We start from the raw sequence: 19567 nt of genomic DNA, 5'->3' as shown, positions 1-19567 counted from the left end.
TTACAACAGGATGGGGAAGGGAGAAAATCCGTATTCTCCATCCTTCTTTAGAAAGGAAGTGAATATATGAAAGCTAAGCTAAGTGCAGTAAATATGGTGCCTCAAAAACCTAAGTCAGCAAAAAGAAAATTAAACCCAACTAAAATAGCTCCCTATATCTTTATAGCACCAGCAGTTATATACATCTGCATAGTTACCTTAGTACCAGCAATTATGGCTCTGCCTATAAGCTTTACAGATTGGTCAGCGCTAACCCCTAAAATGCATTTTATAGGCCTTGAAAACTACAAAAACCTGTTAGAGGATAAAGAATTTTTCACTTCTCTAATTACAATGGGTAAATTTTTTATATATGTTCCACTAGTTATGTTTTTTGGACTTTTATCAGCTCTGCTTTTAAACAGCAAAATAAAAGGGATGACAGTATTCAGAGTAATATTTTACTCTCCTGTAATAACTTCAACTATTGCAGCAGCGATACTATTTGATTGGTTTTACCAACCAAGCTTTGGACTTTTTAATAGCATACTACAACTAATCGGCATCCCAGGAATAGGCTGGGTAACTGATGCTAAAACCTCAGTTATGTCGGTAATTATATTTAAGGTATGGAAGGGCTTTGGTGCCGCCATGCTTATATATCTTGCAGGACTTCAGGATGTGCCGGACGAGCTTAAAGAGGCAGCTTCCATAGATGGAGCAAATGCATGGCAAAAATTTAGATTTATAACCTTCCCATTACTTAGACCAGCTAACATATACCTTTTAATAACAAATGTTATTGGGGTATTTATGATATTCCAGGAAACCTTTATGTTAAAGGGACCTTTAAAGAGCACAAATACAGTTGTAAATTATATTTACGAAAAAGGCTTTTCAAGCTCAGAGATGGGTTATGCAAGCGCAATGTCCTTCGTGCTTTTTGTAGTAATCCTTATCATAACCTTAATTCAGTATAGGGTTATGAAAGTAGATGTGGAATAGGGGGGACAAAGGTGAAAAGAAAAATATCAAATAAAATTATTCTTTTGCTAATGCTTTGTATAGGAGCTCTTTTAGTAGCAGTACCCTTTATATGGATGATTTTTTCTTCCTTTAAAACTATAGATGAATTTTACTTGCTGCCGCCTAAAATATTTCCTAAGAAGTTTATTTTGGATAACTATATTGAGCTTTTCAAGAAAGGCAACTTTGGGCTGTATTATTTCAACAGTATTTTTGTAACGGTAGTACAGGTTATTTTTAATATTTTTATAGTTACTATGGCGGGCTATGGCTTTGCAAAATACAATTTCAAAGGTAAAAAAGTGTTGTTTATGGTGATTCTATCTACAACTATGGTACCTTGGGTAGCTACCATAATTCCACTTTATATAATGGCTTATAAGGCAAACCTGGTAAATACCTATGCAGGACTTATAATTCCAGGTCTTGCAGATGCTTTTGCCATATTCCTGGCTAAAAACTTCATGGAAACAATTCCTACAGCTCTTATTGAAGCTGCAAGAATTGATGGAGCTGGTGAATTTAAAATCTTTAGAAAGCTAGTGCTTCCTTTAGTAAAACCGGTAATAGCTGTTATAACTATAAACAAGTTTATTGGAAGCTGGAATGCGTTCCAATGGCCTCTTTTAATAGTAGGCAGCGATAAGATAAGAACCCTGCCTCTGGCTGTTGCCAAATTCTCAAGCCAGTACTACGATGCTTATAATTTAAAAATGGCTGCAGCTTGTTTGGCAATAATTCCTGTACTTGCAGTATATATAGCTTTCCAAAAATATTTTGTTACCGGAATATCTTTATCAGGTGTAAAAGAATAGGAGGATTGCATGCTTAAAATAGATTATCATATGCATACTACTTTTTCAGATGGAGAGCCAACCTATAAACAGGTTATAGACAGAGCCAAAGAACTTGGACTAGACTGTATTGCTATAACGGATCACTTTGATCCTTATGACCCTAACCCAAGGGTTAACTGCTTGAAGGAAGAAGAGCTTTTAAAGTTTTTTAAGCAAATAAAAACCTATGCAGAAGAAGTTGGGCAAAGAGTTTTATGCGGACTTGAAACCTGTACTGATTACAAAGGAAACTTAAGGTTAAGCGATAAGGTTATAGAAAGCTGTGAGCTTATTATAACAAGCCCACATTACGTTGAGTACCACAAGGAACTAATCCCGGGAAATTATTTCGACGACTGCTATTGGGAGAGCTATAAGGAAAAGGTATTGAACATGGCAGCAGCTGGAGGAGATATACTGGGACATGCTGAGGCTTATCTGCCCTATAGAGAACTTTTAGTGCCAAACACAACTGACTTTGAAGGCAGAATAGCACTAGCCTTAAAGATAGCAAACAAATATTTTGATGAAAAATATATAGATGAATTAACAAAAGCTTTGAAAAAATCAAAGAAGGCCTATGAACTTCATTGTGCAACAAGCACTCCAAGAGAGTGGGTAATAGAAAAGCTTATAAAAGAAGATATAAAACTTAGTTTTGGTAGTGATGCTCATGGTCTTTCCAAGGTAGGAAATATAGCCTGGGCAGAAAAAATGCTAAGAAAATTTAACGCTGAAAACCAGCAGTTTGTAAAAAATATATAAAGCTTGATTGAAAGGAGACAGAAGATGTTAAAGGTAGCTTTGTTAGGTGCAGGTGTAATGGGAGGTGTACATGGAAACGGCTATAAAAGCATAGAAGGAGCTAAGCTTGTAGCTGTTTGCGATTTGAGAGAAGAAAAAGGAACAGCTATAGCCTCCCAGCACAATGCCAACTATTATAAAGACTTTGAGGAAATGATGAGAAGCGAAGAAATAGATGTAGTAGATATATGCCTTCCAACTTACCTTCATAAGGAATTTGCGCTAAAAGCAATAGAAATGGGAAAGCATGTATTTTGCGAAAAGCCTATAGCTCTAAAGGTTGAAGATGCAGAAGCTATGGTAAAGGCTGCGTCAGATAGAGGGGTTAAGTTTTCTGTAGGCCACGTAGTAAGATTTTTCCCAGCCTATAAGCATGCAGCAGAGGTAGTTAAAAGCGGAAGAATAGGTGACGTAAAGCTTATAAGGGCAACTAGAACAGGAGCATTTCCATCTTGGAACTGGAATAACTGGTACTCTAATTATGACCTAAGCGGAGGTCCTCTTTTAGACCTTATCATACATGACTTTGACTGGATAAGCTACAATTTTGGAGAAGTGGAAAGGGTATATGCTAGAAGCTTTAATGGAAAGGTAGAGAAAAAAGAGCACTGTCTTGTGACTTTAAGGCTAAAAAACGGTGCAATAGCTCACGTAGAAGGCAGCTGGGCATATCCAGACGGAGCAACCTTTGGAACAACTCTTGAGCTTATTGGTACAGAAGGTCAGCTAGAGCTTGACAGCAGAAAAAGCTCACCTATAGTTAAGCATATTCCAAATGGTACTGGAATTAAAGTAGCCTTAGACAGCCCTCTTTCAAGCTCTCAGGAACCTTATACCATGGAAATACAAGAATTTATCAGTTCTATAATAGAAAACAGAGAGCCTCTTGTAACAGGTGAAGAAGCGGTAAATGCACTTAAGATAAGCCTAGCAGCAATTGAGGCATCAAAAAATGCAGCACCAGTGACCTTAGGAGGGGATAAGTAATGGATAAGATAAAAATCGGAGTTATTAGCTTTGAACATATGCATGCAGTAAGCTATACAAATGCATTAAAGAATATTCCTGAGGTAGAGCTGGCAGGCATAGCAGACAGCGACCTTGAAAGAGGAACAAAAATGGCTGAAGCCTTTAATACAATCTATTATAAGGACTATAAGGAGCTTCTAAACACCGACATAGATGGAGTAATAGTTTGTACCTGCAACAAGCTTCATGCAGAAACTGTGGTTGCTGCTGCAAAAGCAAAAAAGCATATTATTGTTGAAAAACCTTTTGCAACAAACTATGAAGATGCTGAAGCAATGATTAATGCAGCAAAGGAAAACAATGTTAAGCTTCTTACAGCTTTTCCAATGAGATTTAATCAAGCTGTTATAGAAGCAAAGCAAGCAGTTGATAGAGGAGAAATAGGTGAAATACTGTGCATAACAGGAATAAACCATGGCAAAATTCCTTCAGGCTGGTTCCTAGATAAGGATTTGGCAGGAGGAGGAGCTGTTATGGATCATACAGTTCATGTGGCAGACCTAATGAATTGGTTCACAGGCAGCAAGTGCAAATCAGTTTATGCTGAGTCAGGAGAACTTATTCACAACAAAGGTATTGATGACTGCGGAATAGTAAATGTAGAATTTGAAAACGGTGTATTCGGAACTATAGACTGCAGCTGGGGACATCATAAAAACTATCCTATATGGCCTGAGGTTTATATGGAAATTGTGGGTACAAAAGGAGTTCTTGAAGTTGAAGCCTTTAGACAAACTGAAAGAGTATACTCTGTTAAAAACAATTCCATAGATGATGAAATGTGGGCTGATGGCGGAGATGAGGGCTTAATAAAAGAATTTATAAAAGTTATAGAAGCAGCTAAAAAAGGAGAAGACCTTAAAGACAGCCACTATGCAAGCGGCATAGACGGCAAACGTGCTATGGAAATAGCACTATCAGCCTATAAATCCAGCGCCACTCATATGGTAAGCTCAAACTAAACTGTTATGCTAGTTAAAATCTAACCAAGCGAGAAGGTATAAAATGTGTGAAATGAGCATTGAGCAAACAACTAGAAGTTCTTGGTGAAGGGCAGGCATAAAACCTTAGTGTTGTTCGTTTGTTTGAAGAGGAGGTTAAAAGCCTAAATGGCTTTTAACGGGCAACTTGCGAGTGGGAATGAGCGCTCTTTAGTTGCCCAGTGGAAAACACTTGGTTTTATGGCTGTCCGAGCCTTAGAACTTCATGTGAAGCGAGCAGCTCATGGAGCACAATTTATACATTCTCGTGGTGATTAGAGATTTAACTAGCGCAACAGATAGACGATTAATGTTACAGCAAAAACAAAGGTGAAGAGATATATTCCAGCTTAGGTATTACGGGACATATATTTGCTTCACCTTTTTTGCAAACAAAATAAAAATAATTGGGGAAAAGAAAAGGGGTTAATTATGAAAAATAAAAAGTGTTTAAGCATTATTCTAACACTGCTTATGGTGTTTACTGCACTGCCCATTGGGTATGTAAAGGAAAAGGTTAAGGCAGAGCAAGGACAAAAAAACTATGTACTGAATATAATTTGGGATGGTTTATCAGCAGAGTATTATAATTCCTTGAAAGAAAAAGGACTTAAGGCGCCTAATTTAGAGGCTTTGATTCAAAACGGTACAAAGCTTGAAAATCTTAAAACTACAATACCTTCCTATGGCGGTGCTCAGGCAGCAGCAGTTACAGGAGCCTATCCTGGAACAAACAATTTTCTTTACAGATATTTGGATAAGGACACCTCCACATATAAAGCAAATGTTTATGATTTTAATGCAGAAACTATTTTTGAAGCTATAAACAGGCAAAATCCAAGTATTAAAACCTTAGCGCTAGGCATGAATGTTGCAGGAAAAACACTTGAGGGTAGAGGAGTTTTTGCAGCTGACGAGAATCATAAATATATTAAGTATGCCCTTGGAGATAATCTTGTAGCTTTTGATAAAACTGCAGATGATATTGTTGCAGCAATAAACTCTGAGAACCTACCAGAGTATATAATGGCTTACTCAAATGATATAAAGATGCTTTACTGGGGTGGTGGAGCCTCAAATCCAGAACTAGTTGACTCAAGCGTTATAGCTAAGCTTGAAGCTATGGACTTAAAGCTTAAACAAGTAACTGATGCCTTAAAAGCAAAGGGCGTATTTGATAAAACTGTAATAATGTTAAACTCACTGTCTTCTATGTACATTACTAAAAGCAAAATATCAGTAGAAACCATGGCAAGCAGCATAACAAATGCAACAGGGGTGAAAACTCAATTTATTAGTGCTAATCCAGCTGTAGATACTAAAGCTACAATTATAAAGCATTATATTATGAAGTATGCTCAGCTTACCTTTACTAAAAATGCAACTCAAGAAGATAAGGACAAAGTGCTTGCTTATATCAAAGACAGCAGCAGTGATGCTGGCAAGCTTATAAAAAGTGTAATAACTCCTCAGGAAGTGTCAGCACCAGAGGCTTTTGCAGATTATTTATTAAATCCAATAGACAACTACACTTTTTCTCAGTCTGGAGCAGAATCATTCAGAACTGACAATCTTGATGACTTGAATCAATTTTGCGTTGTATCAGGAAACGGGGTAATTAGAAATTTTAAGCCTGAAAAAGCAAACCTGGTTGACATAGCAACAAATGTATCCAATATACTTGGCATTAATCCTCCAGCAAATAATGAAGGAAAGCTATGGAGCATGTTTGACTTTGTAAAGCCAACCTTAAGCCTAACTCTAGAGGGAGAAAAGGATAGTGAAGGCAATTATCTTAAGCAGGTTAAGGCTACAATAAACGCTTCGGACAATAAAAATTTTACAGTGCAGTACGATTTAGGTGAAGGTTATGTGAACTATACTGGTCCAATAACTATAGGCAAAGATTGCATCTTAAAGGTTAAAGTAGTTGATGAAGCAGGAAATTTAACCTATAAAGAAGAAGCTATAAAATTTATAAATCTTATAGACAGTGTTGTTATTGAAGGAAACACTGAGGCTTTAAAGGATTCACTTGTTACTGAAGATAATGCAGTAAAGGTTATAGGAACAACTCAGGTTAAAGATAATAGCTTTATAGCAAAAATCAACGAAGAGCAAGTACCAGTATCTTCAGGAAGCTTCAGTAAGAATGTGCAGCTTAGTGATGGAGAAAATATAATAAAGCTTGAGGCAGAGCTTAATGGGGTTGGAAACGTAATAACAAAGAGAATCTTAAAGCCTTATTCTCCAAGGATAACTTCTATAGAAGATGGAGCTATAGTTTCTAATTCCTTATTAAACCTTGAAGCAGTAGTGTGTCCAGAGTCAGCTGTTACCGTAAATGGAAAAAATGTAACCGTTGACAGTCAGGGAAAATTAAGTGCAGAGCTTGAACTAGCAGAGGGAGAAAATAATATTTCTATAAAGGCAGCTTTAGGCTCAACTATAAAGGAAGCTAATATGAAGGTTAATTATTATACCCCAGTAAAAATAGACATAACAAATTTAAAGAACAAGCAAATAGTTAAGGAAGCTGCAGTAAAAATAGAAGGAACAGTAGATAAGGACTGCAGTATTAAAGTTAATGGAGCTTCAACAGAGCTTATTAGTAATAAGTTTTCAAAGGAATTGAAGCTTTCAAAGGGTGTAAATACTATAACAGTTGAAGCTGACTACAAGGGCGTTATAGCTTCAAAAAGCATAAAGGTAAACTATATAGCACCAGATGAAAATTATGTGGTTTATATTAACTGGGACGGCTTTGCACATTATTACTATGAAGAGGCCAGCAAGCTTGGCAAAACCCCAATAATAGATAGCCTTATAAAGGAAGGAACCTATTTTAAAAATGCATATACAGGCATTCCTTCAATAACAAACGCAATGCAGGCAGCTATAGTATCAGGTACCTATTCCGGCGGAACAGGCAACGGTTATAGATATTTTGATAAGAAAAACAATGTAGTTGTTCAATTCTCAAGAGAAAATAATGCTGAAACAATTGCAGAAGCTGCATTAAGACAAGGACTTAAGCCAGCCTCAGTGCATCAGTTTGCACTTCAAGATAGGGGTACGGTAATTGGAGATGCAAATAGGCCCTACATTCAACTTCCAGACCCAAGCGATTATGCAGTAAGATTTGATGGAGCGATAAAGCTTATAAAAGGCGAACCTGTTGGTGAAGATATAGGAAAAGTTGAACTAGATGACATACCAAAATTTTTAGCTTTATATATGGATGATTTAGATGGAGTAGGACATAACGAAAAGAGCGCTTATGATTCACCAGTTGCCTTAACAGAAGCAGAAAGAATGCAGAATGTAGTAAAAAGATTAAACCTTATGGACCAAAAGCTTGGAGAATTCATAGAAGCCTGCAAGGAAAGAGGAATATATGACAACATGAGCTTTGTATTAACCACAGACCACGGCATGGCCCCATTTGGGCAGCAGGGTGCTGAAGCAGACGACTATGGCTATTCAAAGCTTCCTGACTTAACAAGCACCATTGAAAAGCTAGGCTATAAGAGCGAAGTTTTATTTGGAGGACAGAGTCCAAAGTCAGATACTGACGTAGTAATAGTAGATGTAGGGCTTCAGGCTCAGCTTTCCTTTACAAAGACCTTTACTGAGCAGGATATAGAAAAAATAATTAATGCAGTTAAAGACAAGGTTTATGTAGGAAGAATAATGAAGGTTGATGAAATGAAGCAAAGAGGGGTAATGGATGGCTTTGCTGATTTGATTATCTCTCCAAAGGCTCCCTATAGCTTCAAAACAGGAGATCCTAAGCTGTATGCAGCAAGAGGACAGCATGATTCCTTGGATGAAAAGGCACAGCATATATTCTCGCTAATGTGGGGAAAAGGAATTAAAAAAGGCTATTCCTATGAAGATAGAATGTACAATATAGACTTTGCTGTAACTATGTCTAAGCTATTAAATATGGAAGCGCCTAAAAACTCCACAGGAATGCTTTTAAGCTCAGCTCTGGAAGAAAACAATGGCGGCGATAATGGCAGTGATAACAACGGTGGAAATAATGGCGGCGATAATGGAAATGGCGGAGACAACGGTTCTGGAGATAATCAAAATCCAGATAACCCAGGAAATAATGATAACGGCAGCGACAATGGTGGAGGGCAAACAGATACAGATTCACCAAGTTCAGGCACTATACCTCAAACGGGCTCACCGGTAGATTTTGCTTCGCTAATGCTTTTAGGAACCGTAATTTTAGTTTCAGGGACATTTATATTTAAAAAACGAGCATAGCTTCACAATGCTTTAAAACACTTGGCTATGAATGAATTAGATTTTCTAATTTGTTCATAGCCTTTATTTTATATGAAGTTATTTGATTTACCAATACTTGCATAGTGATTCATTTATTTTTTCAATTAGATTTTTTACATGTCATTGAATATAATTTAACAATGTGGGGTGATGGTATGTTTTACATAGGAATTGACATTGGTTCAACTGCTTCAAAGACAGCTGTATTTGAGGATGACAAGCTTCTTAGCTGTTTTACGCAGCCTACTGGGTGGAGCAGTGTTGAAACTGCAGAAAGCATAAAACAGAGGCTTATGGAAGCAGGATATTTTGAAAAAAGCAGTATAGTTGCGACTGGCTATGGAAGAGTTTCTGTACCCTATGCAAAAAAAACTATTACTGAAATAACCTGTCATGGAAAAGGAGCACATTATCTTTTTAACGAAGATTGCACTGTTATAGACATAGGCGGGCAAGATACAAAAATTATTACCCTTCGAAACGGAAACGTAACCGATTTCACTATGAACGACAAATGTGCCGCTGGAACAGGCAGATTTTTAGAGCTTATGGCAGGAACCTTAGGGCTAAGCATAAACAAGCTTAGCGAGCTTTCTAAGCTTGGGAGCTCTACAACCATTAGTTCTATGTGTACGGTATTTGCTGAATCAGAGGTAATAAGCTTAATTGGCCGAGGGGAAAAAAGAGAAAATATAGCTTTTGCAGTTATAGATGCAATAACCTCAAAGGTTAAGTCTTTATGTCAAAAGCATAGCACCATAGGCAATTATATTTTGACTGGAGGTCTATGCGAAAACAGCGCAATTCTTGAAAGCTTTTCAAGGAAGCTTGGCAAAAGGGTTAAGTCCCATGAGCTCGGAAGATACGCAGGAGCAATAGGAGCAGCTGTTGCAGCTAAAGCTATGAATAAATAATTAACTCGTTGTGCTAGTTAAAGCCTAACCCAGCGAGAAGGTATAAAATATGTGAAGCGAACTGCTAATAATGCATATTTTATACCTTCTCGCGGTGATTAGAGACTTAACTAGCACAGCAGGTCATTAAATAAAATTTTGGAGGATTGGGTTATGGGTGACTACAGACAATTATGGAAAGATTTAAACATGGATTTAGAAAAGCACGACCAATTATGTGCAGTGCTTCCTGAGATGTATGGTTCAGTATATTTGAGCCAAGAAAACAGACCAGAGGGAATGAACTATTTTAATTTTGTTGTTTCAGAGGTTCATGGCTTAAGACCAGCTGAACTTAATGCTCATAAGGAAAAGGGCGGCAAGGTGCTTGGAACCTTCTGCGTATTTGTACCAGATGAAGTTATACTTGCTGCAAATGCAATATCAGTTGGGCTTTGCGCTGGTTCACAGTTTTGGGTTGAGGATGGTGAAAAGCATCTTCCAAGAAATATGTGTCCATTAATAAAAGCAGCTGTAGGAGCAAAGGTTAGCGGAACTTGTCCTTATTTTCAATCTGTAGACATGATAGTTGGAGAAACTACTTGTGATGGAAAGAAAAAAGCTTGGGAGATATTAGATGAATATGTACCAGTACATGTTATGGATCTTCCTCAAATGAAAAGAACAAAAGATTATAACATGTGGATGGATGAAATAAAAATATTTATAGAAAAAGTTGAAGAGCTTACAGGAAACAAGGTTACTGTAGAAAGCTTAAAGAAAGGTATTGAAATAGCTAACAGCAAGAGAAGAGCTTTAAAGAGACTTTATGATTTTAGAAAGCTGACACCATCACCAATAAGCGGTAAGGATGCACTCTTAATTTCCCAAATAGCCTTCTATGATGATCCAGAAAGATTTGTTGCTCAAGTTAATGCCTTGTGCGATGAGCTTGAGGAAAGAGCTAAAGCAATGAAGAGCGAAGGTAAGAAGAGAATAATGATAACAGGAACTCCAATGGCTCTTCCAAACTGGAAGCTTCATGACATAATAGAAAATTTAGAGGCTGAGGTTGTAGTTGAAGAAACCTGTACAGGTACAAGATACTTTGAAAATGAAGTATCACTGGAAGGCGAAACTATAGAAAACCTAATAAAGAATCTTGCTGACAGATATTTAAACATAAACTGTGCTTGCTTTACACCAAACACAGGAAGAATAGATGATATCAAGAGATATGTAGAAGAATACAAAGTAGATGGAGTTGTTTACTCAAATCTTTCCTTCTGCCATACTTATGCTATTGAATACAACAAGGTAGAAAAAGAGTTAAAGGAAGCAGGAATTCCAATAATAAATATAGAAACTGATTACTCCACTGAAGATGCTGGACAAATTAAAACAAGAGTGGAAGCCTTCTTGGAAATGCTATAAAAGCTATGGAAAATGCAATTAAAAACTATATTCTTTTTCCTAACTACACAACAGGTCTGACACTTGAAGCTCTTTTAAAGAAAGAAAAGATAAAATATACAATAGTTCCAACGCCAAGAGAGCTTTCAGTGTCCTGCGGCATTTGCATGGAGTATAAGAAGGAAGATGAAGAGGCTATAAAAAGTCTTGTGAGTGATAACTCAATTTCAATCATTGGCTTTAAAAGCTTAGAAAAAGTTTATAAGAAATTTTATTAAGATACTGCCTCAAAGCAGTATCTTTTTTTGCTTCCATTCAATTAATATTGAATTAATCAAGCTAAAACTATAAAATTAAAGTAATCCTATATTTGTCGCTTTTGCGGCATTATGAAAGGAAGTGAAATATTGGAGAACAGCTTTAATGGGGATTTTGTTCATCTGCATGTGCACACAGAGTACAGTCTTTTAGACGGTTCTGGCAAGATTCCTAATTTAATTGCCCGGGCAAAAGAGCTTGGAATGAAGAGCATTGCCATAACAGACCACGGGGTAATGTACGGCTGCGTAGATTTTTATAAAGCAGCAAAGGATCAGGGAATTAAGCCAATCATAGGGTGTGAAATATATGTTGCGGCAAAATCCATGTATGATAAAACAAATAACAAAGAAAATGAAACCCACCACCTGGTTTTGCTGGTTAAAAACGACACTGGCTATAAAAATTTAATGAAGATAGTATCAATGGCCTCCATTGAAGGCTTTTATTACAAGCCAAGAGTGGACCATGAATTTTTAAGAAAGCACAGTGAAGGTTTGATAGCTACAAGTGCCTGTCTTGGTGGTGAGGTTCAATCCTACTTGTCCAGTGGAAACAGACAAAAAGCCATAGAAGTAGCCCTTATTTACAAGGATATTTTCAAAGAAGGCTTTTATCTTGAGCTTCAGTATCACGGTATCGACGAGCAGCTTAGGGTAAACGAAGAGCTCATAAAGCTTTCAGAAGAGCTTGATATACCTTTAATCTGCACTAATGACGTTCACTACATAAATCAGGAGGACTGGAAGGCTCACGACATTCTTCTCTGCGTTCAAACAGGAAAGACTGTAGATGAGGAGAATAGAATGAGATATCCTTCAGACCAGTTCTATCTTAAGTCTCCTGAAGAAATGTATAAGGTATTTTCCTATGTGCCGCAAGCCTTGAATAACACAGTGAAAATAGCAGAACAGTGCAATTTTGATTACGAGTTTCACGTGTCAAAGCTGCCTAAGTTTCCTCTGCCTGAGGGGGTAGACCCTTACGATTATCTAAAGGAAACCTGCTATAAAGGCTTAAGAGAACGCTATAAGGACATGACTCAGGAGCTTACAGACAGGCTAGAATATGAGCTTGGAGTAATAAAAAACATGGGCTATGTGGATTACTTCCTTATAGTTTGGGATTTTATAAGGTTTGCAAATGAAAATAAGATAGCGACAGGGGCTGGAAGAGGTTGCTTTTTACCTGGAACTAAAATTTTAATGGCCGATGGAAGTACTTGTGAAATAGAGCAGATTAAAAAAGGAGACAAAATTGTAACGGCGCAGGGAAGAGTACATGAGGTTGAAGAACAACTTCATTATGATTGTGACGAAGAGATTACATGCATCGAAGCAGTTAATGAAAAATTATATTTAACTAATGATCATAAGGTTTTGTCAGTCATAACCTCTAGGTGTAAAAAAGAATGGTCTGATATAACAAAGCTTCCGACAGTTTGCAAGCTAACCTGCGGTGATTATGCAAGAAAAAGATGTAAGCAGCCTCCATTTATAGATTATAAACTAGAGTGGAATGAGGCTCAAAAGCTTAATAAGAACGATTTTGTAGTGTATCCAAGAAACCACATAGAGCCAAGAGAAATTGTTTATGATATTTTAGAGTATTGCACTTTAGACGAGCACCTGAAGTATGATGAAAATTTTATATGGTATGAAATAGGAAGCAATAAGCTTGAAAGCAAAAAAGTAAACAGACATATAAGCTTTGATGAAAGCTTTGCTAGATTTCTTGGTTATTTTATAGCTGAAGGTTGGACTCATATTAATGAAGAACAAAGAACTTATAAGCTTGGCTTCGGCTTTAATAGAGAAGAGACAGAATATATTGAAGAAGTAGCTGCATTAGCAAAGCAAATATTCGGGGTAGAATGCTATATACATGATAATAAAACGAGATATGCAACAAGTATAGAATTCAACTCAAAGCCTATAGCTCAGTTTATGAGGTGTATTTGTGGAGAAGGTGCTAACTATAAACATATACCAAATCAGATTATAGAGGGTGGAAACAATGACCTTCTGAAAATACTGATAGCATATATGTTTAGGGGAGACGGAAGCTACTCGGATATAAGCAGTGGATCAAATAGCTTTAGGATTAAGTATACTACTACTTCGTATAAATTGACCACTCAGTTAAGACTTATACTAGCAAGGTTAGGATACTGGACTTCTATTAAAATAAGAAAAAAACAGCAGGAAAACTGGAGCGAAGAGTACTCTGCTTGTGTATCTGGTGGTCAGCTGCTTAGATGGAATGAGGATTTTAAATATTTTACAATCCCAATTAGAGAGCAGAAATTTTATCGAAATGATAGCTCCTATGTTGATGATAACTATATTTATATTAAGATTACAAAAGTAAGCAAGCAAAAATATGAAGGAAAAGTATATGATTTATCAGTTCCACCAGATAGGTCGTATGTAGCAAATTCTATAGCTGTACACAATAGTGCTGCGGGGTCTTTGGTTGCCTACACCTTAGGAATTACTAAAATAGACCCACTTAAGTATAATTTGCTGTTCGAAAGATTTTTAAATCCGGATCGTGTATCCATGCCAGATATTGATTCTGACTTCTGCTACGAACGTCGTCAAGAAGTAATAGATTATGTAGTAGAAAAATACGGGGTAAACAACGTATCCCAAATCATAACCTTTGGAACCATGGCAGCAAGGGCTTGTATAAGAGACGTAGGTAGAGCCATGAACTATTCCTACAGCGAGGTAGATAGAATAGCAAAGATGATACCTACCATGCTGGGAATAACAATTAACAAAGCCTTGGACATTAATCCTGAGCTGAAAAATGCTTATGAAAATGATATGAGAGTCATGGAGCTTATAGACGTTGCCAAATCCCTTGAAGGTCTTCCAAGACACTCAGGAACTCATGCTGCAGGGGTAGTTATAGCTTCTCAGCCATTGGTTAATTATGTTCCAATGCAAAGAAATGAAGGCAATATAGTGGCTCAGTTCCCTATGGGAACCCTTGAGGAGCTTGGACTTTTAAAGATGGACTTCTTAGGTCTTCGTACACTTACAGTAATGCGAGATGCTGTAGAAATGATTAAGGAAGGCAGAGGAATAGACATTGATTTAGATAAATTAGATTTTGATGATAAAGAAGTCTACAAGATGATTGGCGAAGGCAAAACCGTTGGAGTATTCCAACTAGAATCGCCAGGTATGACTTCCTTCATGAAAGACCTTAAACCAGATGGCTTTGAAGATATCATAGCTGGTATAAGCTTGTATCGACCAGGTCCTATGGCTGAGATACCCAGGTATGTAGAAGGAAAGAGGAATACTGAAAGTACGCACTATGAGACCCCTGAGCTTGAATCAATACTTGATGTGACATACGGGGTAATGGTATATCAGGAACAGGTTATGCTTATAGTGCAAGAGCTCGCAGGCTATTCCATGGGACGTGCGGACCTAGTACGACGTGCCATGTCTAAGAAAAAGCACAAGGTCATGGAGGAAGAAAGATATAACTTCATTCATGGAATTGTAGACAAAAACGGAAATATAGAAGTACCAGGCTGCATCAGAAACGGAATAAGTGAAGAAGCAGCAAATAAAATATTTGATCAAATGATGGACTTTGCAAGTTATGCCTTTAACAAATCGCATGCAGCGGCCTACGCAGTTATAGGCTTCCAAACCGCATACCTTATGCGTTACTACCCAACAGAATTCATTGCAGCAATGCTGAATAGTGTAATGGGTATAAACGAAAAGGTAGCGTATTACATTCGCTTTGCAAATGAGCTTGGCATAGAGGTGCTTGTGCCTGATATAAATGAAAGCTATGCTAAGTTTACGGTAAAGGAAAATAAGATACGCTTTGGAATGGCAGCTATTAAAAACGTAGGCATGAATGTTATTGAGAGCATAGTGAAGTCCAGAGAAGAAAAAGGCAATTTCACAAGCCTTACTGATTTTTATAATAAAATAGATGTGTCACTTATAAATAAAAGAGCTATTGAAAGCTTAATAAAAGCAGGAGCCTTTGACAGCTTCAAGGTTAACCGCTCACAGATGATGGCGGTATACGAAAAGCTATTAGACGGCATGCATAATGAACGCAAGAAAAATATTCAGGGTCAGATGAGCCTGTTTGCAGACTTTCAGGATGCAGCGCTGGGGAATGTAGAGGTTCAATTTCCAAATTTAAAAGAATTTGAAAAGAAATATCTTTTAGCTATGGAAAAAGAAATGACAGGCATTTATCTGTCTGGTCATCCGCTGGAGGAATTTGAGGAAACCTTAAAGCTTGCAACAAACACCAGAATTACAGAAATTATAACTAACGAAGCCTTAGAGGAAGGAGCAACTCAGCAGCCCTCCAGAATTAGAGACGGCGACAGGGTTATAATTGGCGGAATGATTGCAGAGGTAACTAAAAAATTCACCAAAAACAATGATATGATGGCTTTTATAAGGCTTGAGGATATGTATGGCGGAATAGAAGTAATAATTTTCCCAAAGGTTTTAGAAAAATGCAGGGAGCTTCTTGAAGAGGATGCAGTAATAAAAATTACTGGAAGAGTGAGCATAAGGGAAGAAGAGCAGCCTAAAATTCTTTGTGAAACCTTGGTGCCCTTAGAAAAGGCAAGCAATGAAAAAGTATATATCCTAATAGATAATGAGACACTAAGGAAAGAAGCCTTTGAAAAAATTAAAAACAAATTGCTGGAGCACAAAGGAAATCAGGCAGTTTTTATATGCACTAAAAAAGAAAGATTAAAATTCCAATTGGACAGAGAATTTAGCGTAAAACCAAACGATGAATTGATAGATTACTTAAAGCAGCAATTTGGTGAAAGTAATGTTAAGGTACAATAGAAATATAACCGTATAACAATTTAACCATAGGGCTGGCTAACCCTATAACCAGTTAGCCAGCTTCTTTGTTATAATCACCAAATATTCATTATTAACTGAATTACAGTTGCTTATTTCCCCAAATTACGATAAAATTAGTCTGGGTAAATTTTAAGATTTTTTTAAGATTCGCGGGACAAGAACTGTCCCTAGTGGACAAATTTGGTATAACAATGCAATAACATAATGCTTCTAATGAAAGGAGATAATCATGAAAACTATCGCAATACTAACTAGTGGAGGAGACGCGCCAGGAATGAATGCTGCTATTAGAGCAGTTGTTAGAGCAGGTCTTGATAAAGGTTTAAAAGTAATGGGTATCCAAAGAGGCTACAGTGGTCTTTTAAATGGAGAAATCTTTGAAATGAACAGAAACAGTGTATCAGATATCATTCAAAGAGGTGGAACAATACTAAAGACAGCTAGATGCACAGAATTTAAAAAAGAAGAAGTAAGAAAAAAAGCAGCGCAAATACTTAAGGTTTATGGAATAGATGGACTAGTTGTTATAGGGGGAGATGGTTCCTTTACAGGAGCTAGACTATTATCTGACCTTGGAGTTAAAACAATAGGAATTCCAGGAACTATAGACAACGATCTTCCATACACTGAATTTACATTAGGTTTTGATACAGCTTTAAATACTGTATTAGATGCAATAAACAAACTAAGAGATACTTCAACTTCACACGAAAGAATAAGCATAGTTGAGGTTATGGGAAGAAACTGCGGTGACATAGCATTGTATGCAGGTCTTGCAGGTGGAGCTGAAAGCATAATTGTACCTGAGAAGGGATACAATTTAGATGATATATGCAGAGTAATATTAGATGGAAAGCAAAAAGGAAAACTTCACAACCTTATACTAGTAGCAGAAGGTGTTGGTGGAGCTAATGACCTTGCAGAGAAAATAGAAGAAATAACAGGAATTGAAACAAGAGCTACAATACTTGGACACATCCAAAGAGGTGGAAGTCCATCAGCCTTTGATAGAATTTTAGCTTCAAAAATGGGAGCAAGAGCAGTAGAACTTTTAGTTGAAGGAAAAACAGCTAGAGTTATAGGCTGCAATGGTATGAACATTATAGATTTGGACACTACAGAAGCCCTAGCTATGCCAAGAAAGTTTGACGAAAAAACCTACGAAATAGCTAAGTCCTTATCATATTAAAATATAATTATCTTTACATGCAGTACAAGATATATCGGAGGGAAATTTATGAGAAAAACGAAAATAATATGCACTGTTGGTCCTGCAAGCCAGAATGAAGAAATACTTTCAAGGCTTATAGAAGCTGGAATGAATGCTTCAAGACATAATTTCTCCCATGGAGATCATGCTGAACATGGAAAAAGAATGGATCTTGTAAAAGAGCTTAGAGCTAAATACAACAAGTCCATAGCAATAATCCTAGACACTAAGGGTCCAGAAATAAGAACCGGAAAGTTTGAAGGCGGTGCTGTAGAGCTTAAAGAAGGAGCACCTTTCACAGTTTACTGTGGTGAAGAAGTGCTTGGAGACAATACAAAGTGCTCAGTTTCCTACAAGGACCTTTATAAGGATGTAAAAATAGGAGACTCAATTTTAATAGCTGACGGGCTTGTTGGTCTGCAGGTTAATTCAATTGAAGGCACAAAAATAAGCTGTACAGTAAAAAACAGCGGTGCACTTGGAAACAACAAAAATGTTAATGTTCCAGGAGTAGTAACAACTCTTCCAGCAGTAACAGAAAAAGACATAGATGATTTAAAATTTGGTATTGAACAGGGTGTCGATATAGTAGCAGCTTCCTTTATAAGAAAAGCTGCAGACGTACTGCACATTAGAAAATTCCTTCAAGAGCACGGCGGAGGAGATATACTTATATTCTCCAAAATCGAAAACCACGAAGGAGTTCATAATATAGATGAAATAATAAAGTTCTCCGATGGAATAATGGTAGCTAGAGGAGACCTTGGAGTTGAAATACCAACAGAAGATGTTCCTGTAGTTCAAAAGATGATAATAGAAAAGTGTAATGCACAAGGAAAGCCAGTTATAACTGCAACTCAAATGCTGGATTCCATGATTAAAAACCCAAGACCAACAAGAGCAGAAGCTTCTGACGTTGCAAATGCTATATTCGATGGTACAGATGCAATAATGCTTAGTGGAGAAACTGCTAATGGAAAGTATCCAGTAGAAACAGTTGTAACCATGTCTAAAATAGCTGAAAGAGCAGAAATGGCTCTTAACTATGAAGAAAAGCTAAAGAAAAGAAGAAGAAATCATGTACCAAACGTGCCAAACGCAATAAGCCTTGCAACCTGCAACACTGCAATGGATCTTAATGCTGCAGCAATAATAACTGCAACACAAAGCGGACATACAGCAAGAATAGTTTCAAACTACAGACCAGAGTGTCCGGTAATAGCTGTAACTCCATATGATAGTGTAGCAAGAAAATTAGCTTTAAACTGGGGTGTGTTCCCTATAGTTGCAAAAAGAATGGAATCAACAGATGAGCTTATTGAAAAGTCAGTTGATATAGCACGTGCTACAGGCTATGTTAGAAACGGTGACCTAGTAGTAATAGCAGCAGGAATACCAGCTAACTATGTTGGAACTACAAACATGATGAAGGTTCACGTGGTTGGAGATATACTAGCTCAAGGAAAGCCTTCAGGCTCAGTTCATGGCTTTGGTTCTGCAAATTTAGTAAAGGACATGAAGGAAGCTCATGAAAACATTCAAGAGGGCGATATACTAGTAGTTAAAGAGCTAGACAAGAGCTGCCTTAATCTATTAGACAAGGTTTCTGGCATAATAACAGAGCAGCCTTCAGTAGACTCAGAAATAACTATCCAATGCATGCTAAAAGAAATTCCTTTAATATATGACGCAGCTAATGTAACAGACGTATTAAAAACTGGTTCCTTCATAACTTTAGATGTTAGAAGAGGGATTATATACGGCGGAAAAGTTAATTTAGTATAAACATCCATAAAAGTTATTAGTTTAACCCCTATATATGTAATGTATAGGGGTTAAACTATCTTTAGGCACTTTTTCCTATAAAAAAATACTTTCTATTAATTGTGTGGTAATGTAT

At 37.0% G+C, this 19567-nt stretch carries 12 protein-coding genes and 1 pseudogene; all 13 read left to right on the top strand.

Annotated features, from left to right (window positions below; all coding sequences use genetic code 11):
* Positions 1-66: 66 nt before the first annotated feature.
* On the top strand, positions 67-984 hold the full coding sequence (locus tag NBE98_RS21980) for a carbohydrate ABC transporter permease (RefSeq protein WP_250817269.1): 918 nt from the start codon (positions 67-69) through the stop codon (positions 982-984).
* An 11-nt stretch (positions 985-995) separates the two neighbouring features.
* Positions 996-1820: a carbohydrate ABC transporter permease gene (locus NBE98_RS21975; protein ID WP_250817268.1), complete on the top strand. Its 825-nt coding sequence runs from the start codon at positions 996-998 to the stop codon at positions 1818-1820.
* Positions 1821-1829: 9 nt separating this feature from the next.
* Positions 1830-2606, top strand: coding sequence for a PHP domain-containing protein (locus NBE98_RS21970; RefSeq protein ID WP_250817266.1), 777 nt, complete (start codon positions 1830-1832; stop codon positions 2604-2606).
* Positions 2607-2630: 24 nt separating this feature from the next.
* On the top strand, positions 2631-3632 hold the full coding sequence (locus NBE98_RS21965) for a Gfo/Idh/MocA family protein (RefSeq protein WP_250817263.1): 1002 nt from the start codon (positions 2631-2633) through the stop codon (positions 3630-3632).
* Positions 3632-4636, top strand: a complete 1005-nt coding sequence (locus tag NBE98_RS21960) for a Gfo/Idh/MocA family protein (RefSeq protein WP_250817261.1) — start codon at positions 3632-3634, stop codon at positions 4634-4636. Before NBE98_RS21965 ends, NBE98_RS21960 begins: the two co-directional genes overlap by 1 nt.
* 450 nt (positions 4637-5086) lie before the next feature.
* On the top strand, positions 5087-8932 hold the full coding sequence (locus NBE98_RS21955) for an alkaline phosphatase family protein (RefSeq protein ID WP_250817260.1): 3846 nt from the start codon (positions 5087-5089) through the stop codon (positions 8930-8932).
* A gap of 176 nt (positions 8933-9108) precedes the next feature.
* Entirely contained in the window at positions 9109-9867 is a 759-nt protein-coding gene (locus NBE98_RS21950) for an acyl-CoA dehydratase activase (protein WP_250817258.1), read from the top strand.
* Between the two features lie 153 nt (positions 9868-10020).
* Positions 10021-11280: a double-cubane-cluster-containing anaerobic reductase gene (locus NBE98_RS21945; RefSeq protein ID WP_250817256.1), complete on the top strand. Its 1260-nt coding sequence runs from the start codon at positions 10021-10023 to the stop codon at positions 11278-11280.
* A gap of 5 nt (positions 11281-11285) precedes the next feature.
* A complete protein-coding gene (locus NBE98_RS21940; protein WP_250817255.1) occupies positions 11286-11537 on the top strand; it encodes a putative Se/S carrier protein in 252 nt (83 codons plus the stop codon).
* Between the two features lie 111 nt (positions 11538-11648).
* A pseudogene (dnaE, locus tag NBE98_RS22635) lies at positions 11649-12755 on the top strand (DNA polymerase III subunit alpha); the annotation flags it as partial.
* A 27-nt stretch (positions 12756-12782) separates the two neighbouring features.
* A complete protein-coding gene (locus NBE98_RS21935; protein WP_432432692.1) occupies positions 12783-16436 on the top strand; it encodes a DNA polymerase III subunit alpha in 3654 nt (1217 codons plus the stop codon).
* A 250-nt stretch (positions 16437-16686) separates the two neighbouring features.
* A complete protein-coding gene (pfkA, locus tag NBE98_RS21930; protein WP_250817252.1) occupies positions 16687-17646 on the top strand; it encodes a 6-phosphofructokinase in 960 nt (319 codons plus the stop codon).
* A gap of 48 nt (positions 17647-17694) precedes the next feature.
* Positions 17695-19452, top strand: a complete 1758-nt coding sequence (gene pyk / locus NBE98_RS21925) for a pyruvate kinase (protein ID WP_250817250.1) — start codon at positions 17695-17697, stop codon at positions 19450-19452.
* The last annotated feature ends 115 nt before the right edge of the window (positions 19453-19567 follow it).

The organism is Clostridium swellfunianum, assembly GCF_023656515.1.
Classification (GTDB): Bacteria; Bacillota; Clostridia; order Clostridiales; family Clostridiaceae; genus Clostridium_AT; species Clostridium_AT swellfunianum.
The sequence above is the reverse complement of the archived record's forward strand: the minus strand, read 5'-3'. Positions and strand labels throughout refer to the sequence as shown.

Bases quoted from the DNA above. Each gene is read 5' to 3' on its own strand.
- NBE98_RS21980 (WP_250817269.1), top strand. From the start codon at position 67: ATGAAAGCTAAGCTAAGTGCAGTAAATATGGTGCCTCAAAAACCTAAG.
- NBE98_RS21970 (WP_250817266.1), top strand. From the start codon at position 1,830: ATGCTTAAAATAGATTATCATATGCATACTACTTTTTCAGATGGAGAG.
- NBE98_RS21965 (WP_250817263.1), top strand. From the start codon at position 2,631: ATGTTAAAGGTAGCTTTGTTAGGTGCAGGTGTAATGGGAGGTGTACAT.
- NBE98_RS21960 (WP_250817261.1), top strand. From the start codon at position 3,632: ATGGATAAGATAAAAATCGGAGTTATTAGCTTTGAACATATGCATGCA.
- NBE98_RS21955 (WP_250817260.1), top strand. From the start codon at position 5,087: ATGAAAAATAAAAAGTGTTTAAGCATTATTCTAACACTGCTTATGGTG.
- NBE98_RS21950 (WP_250817258.1), top strand. From the start codon at position 9,109: ATGTTTTACATAGGAATTGACATTGGTTCAACTGCTTCAAAGACAGCT.
- NBE98_RS21945 (WP_250817256.1), top strand. From the start codon at position 10,021: ATGGGTGACTACAGACAATTATGGAAAGATTTAAACATGGATTTAGAA.
- NBE98_RS21940 (WP_250817255.1), top strand. From the start codon at position 11,286: ATGGAAAATGCAATTAAAAACTATATTCTTTTTCCTAACTACACAACA.
- NBE98_RS21935 (WP_432432692.1), top strand. From the start codon at position 12,783: ATGGCCGATGGAAGTACTTGTGAAATAGAGCAGATTAAAAAAGGAGAC.
- pfkA (WP_250817252.1), top strand. From the start codon at position 16,687: ATGAAAACTATCGCAATACTAACTAGTGGAGGAGACGCGCCAGGAATG.
- pyk (WP_250817250.1), top strand. From the start codon at position 17,695: ATGAGAAAAACGAAAATAATATGCACTGTTGGTCCTGCAAGCCAGAAT.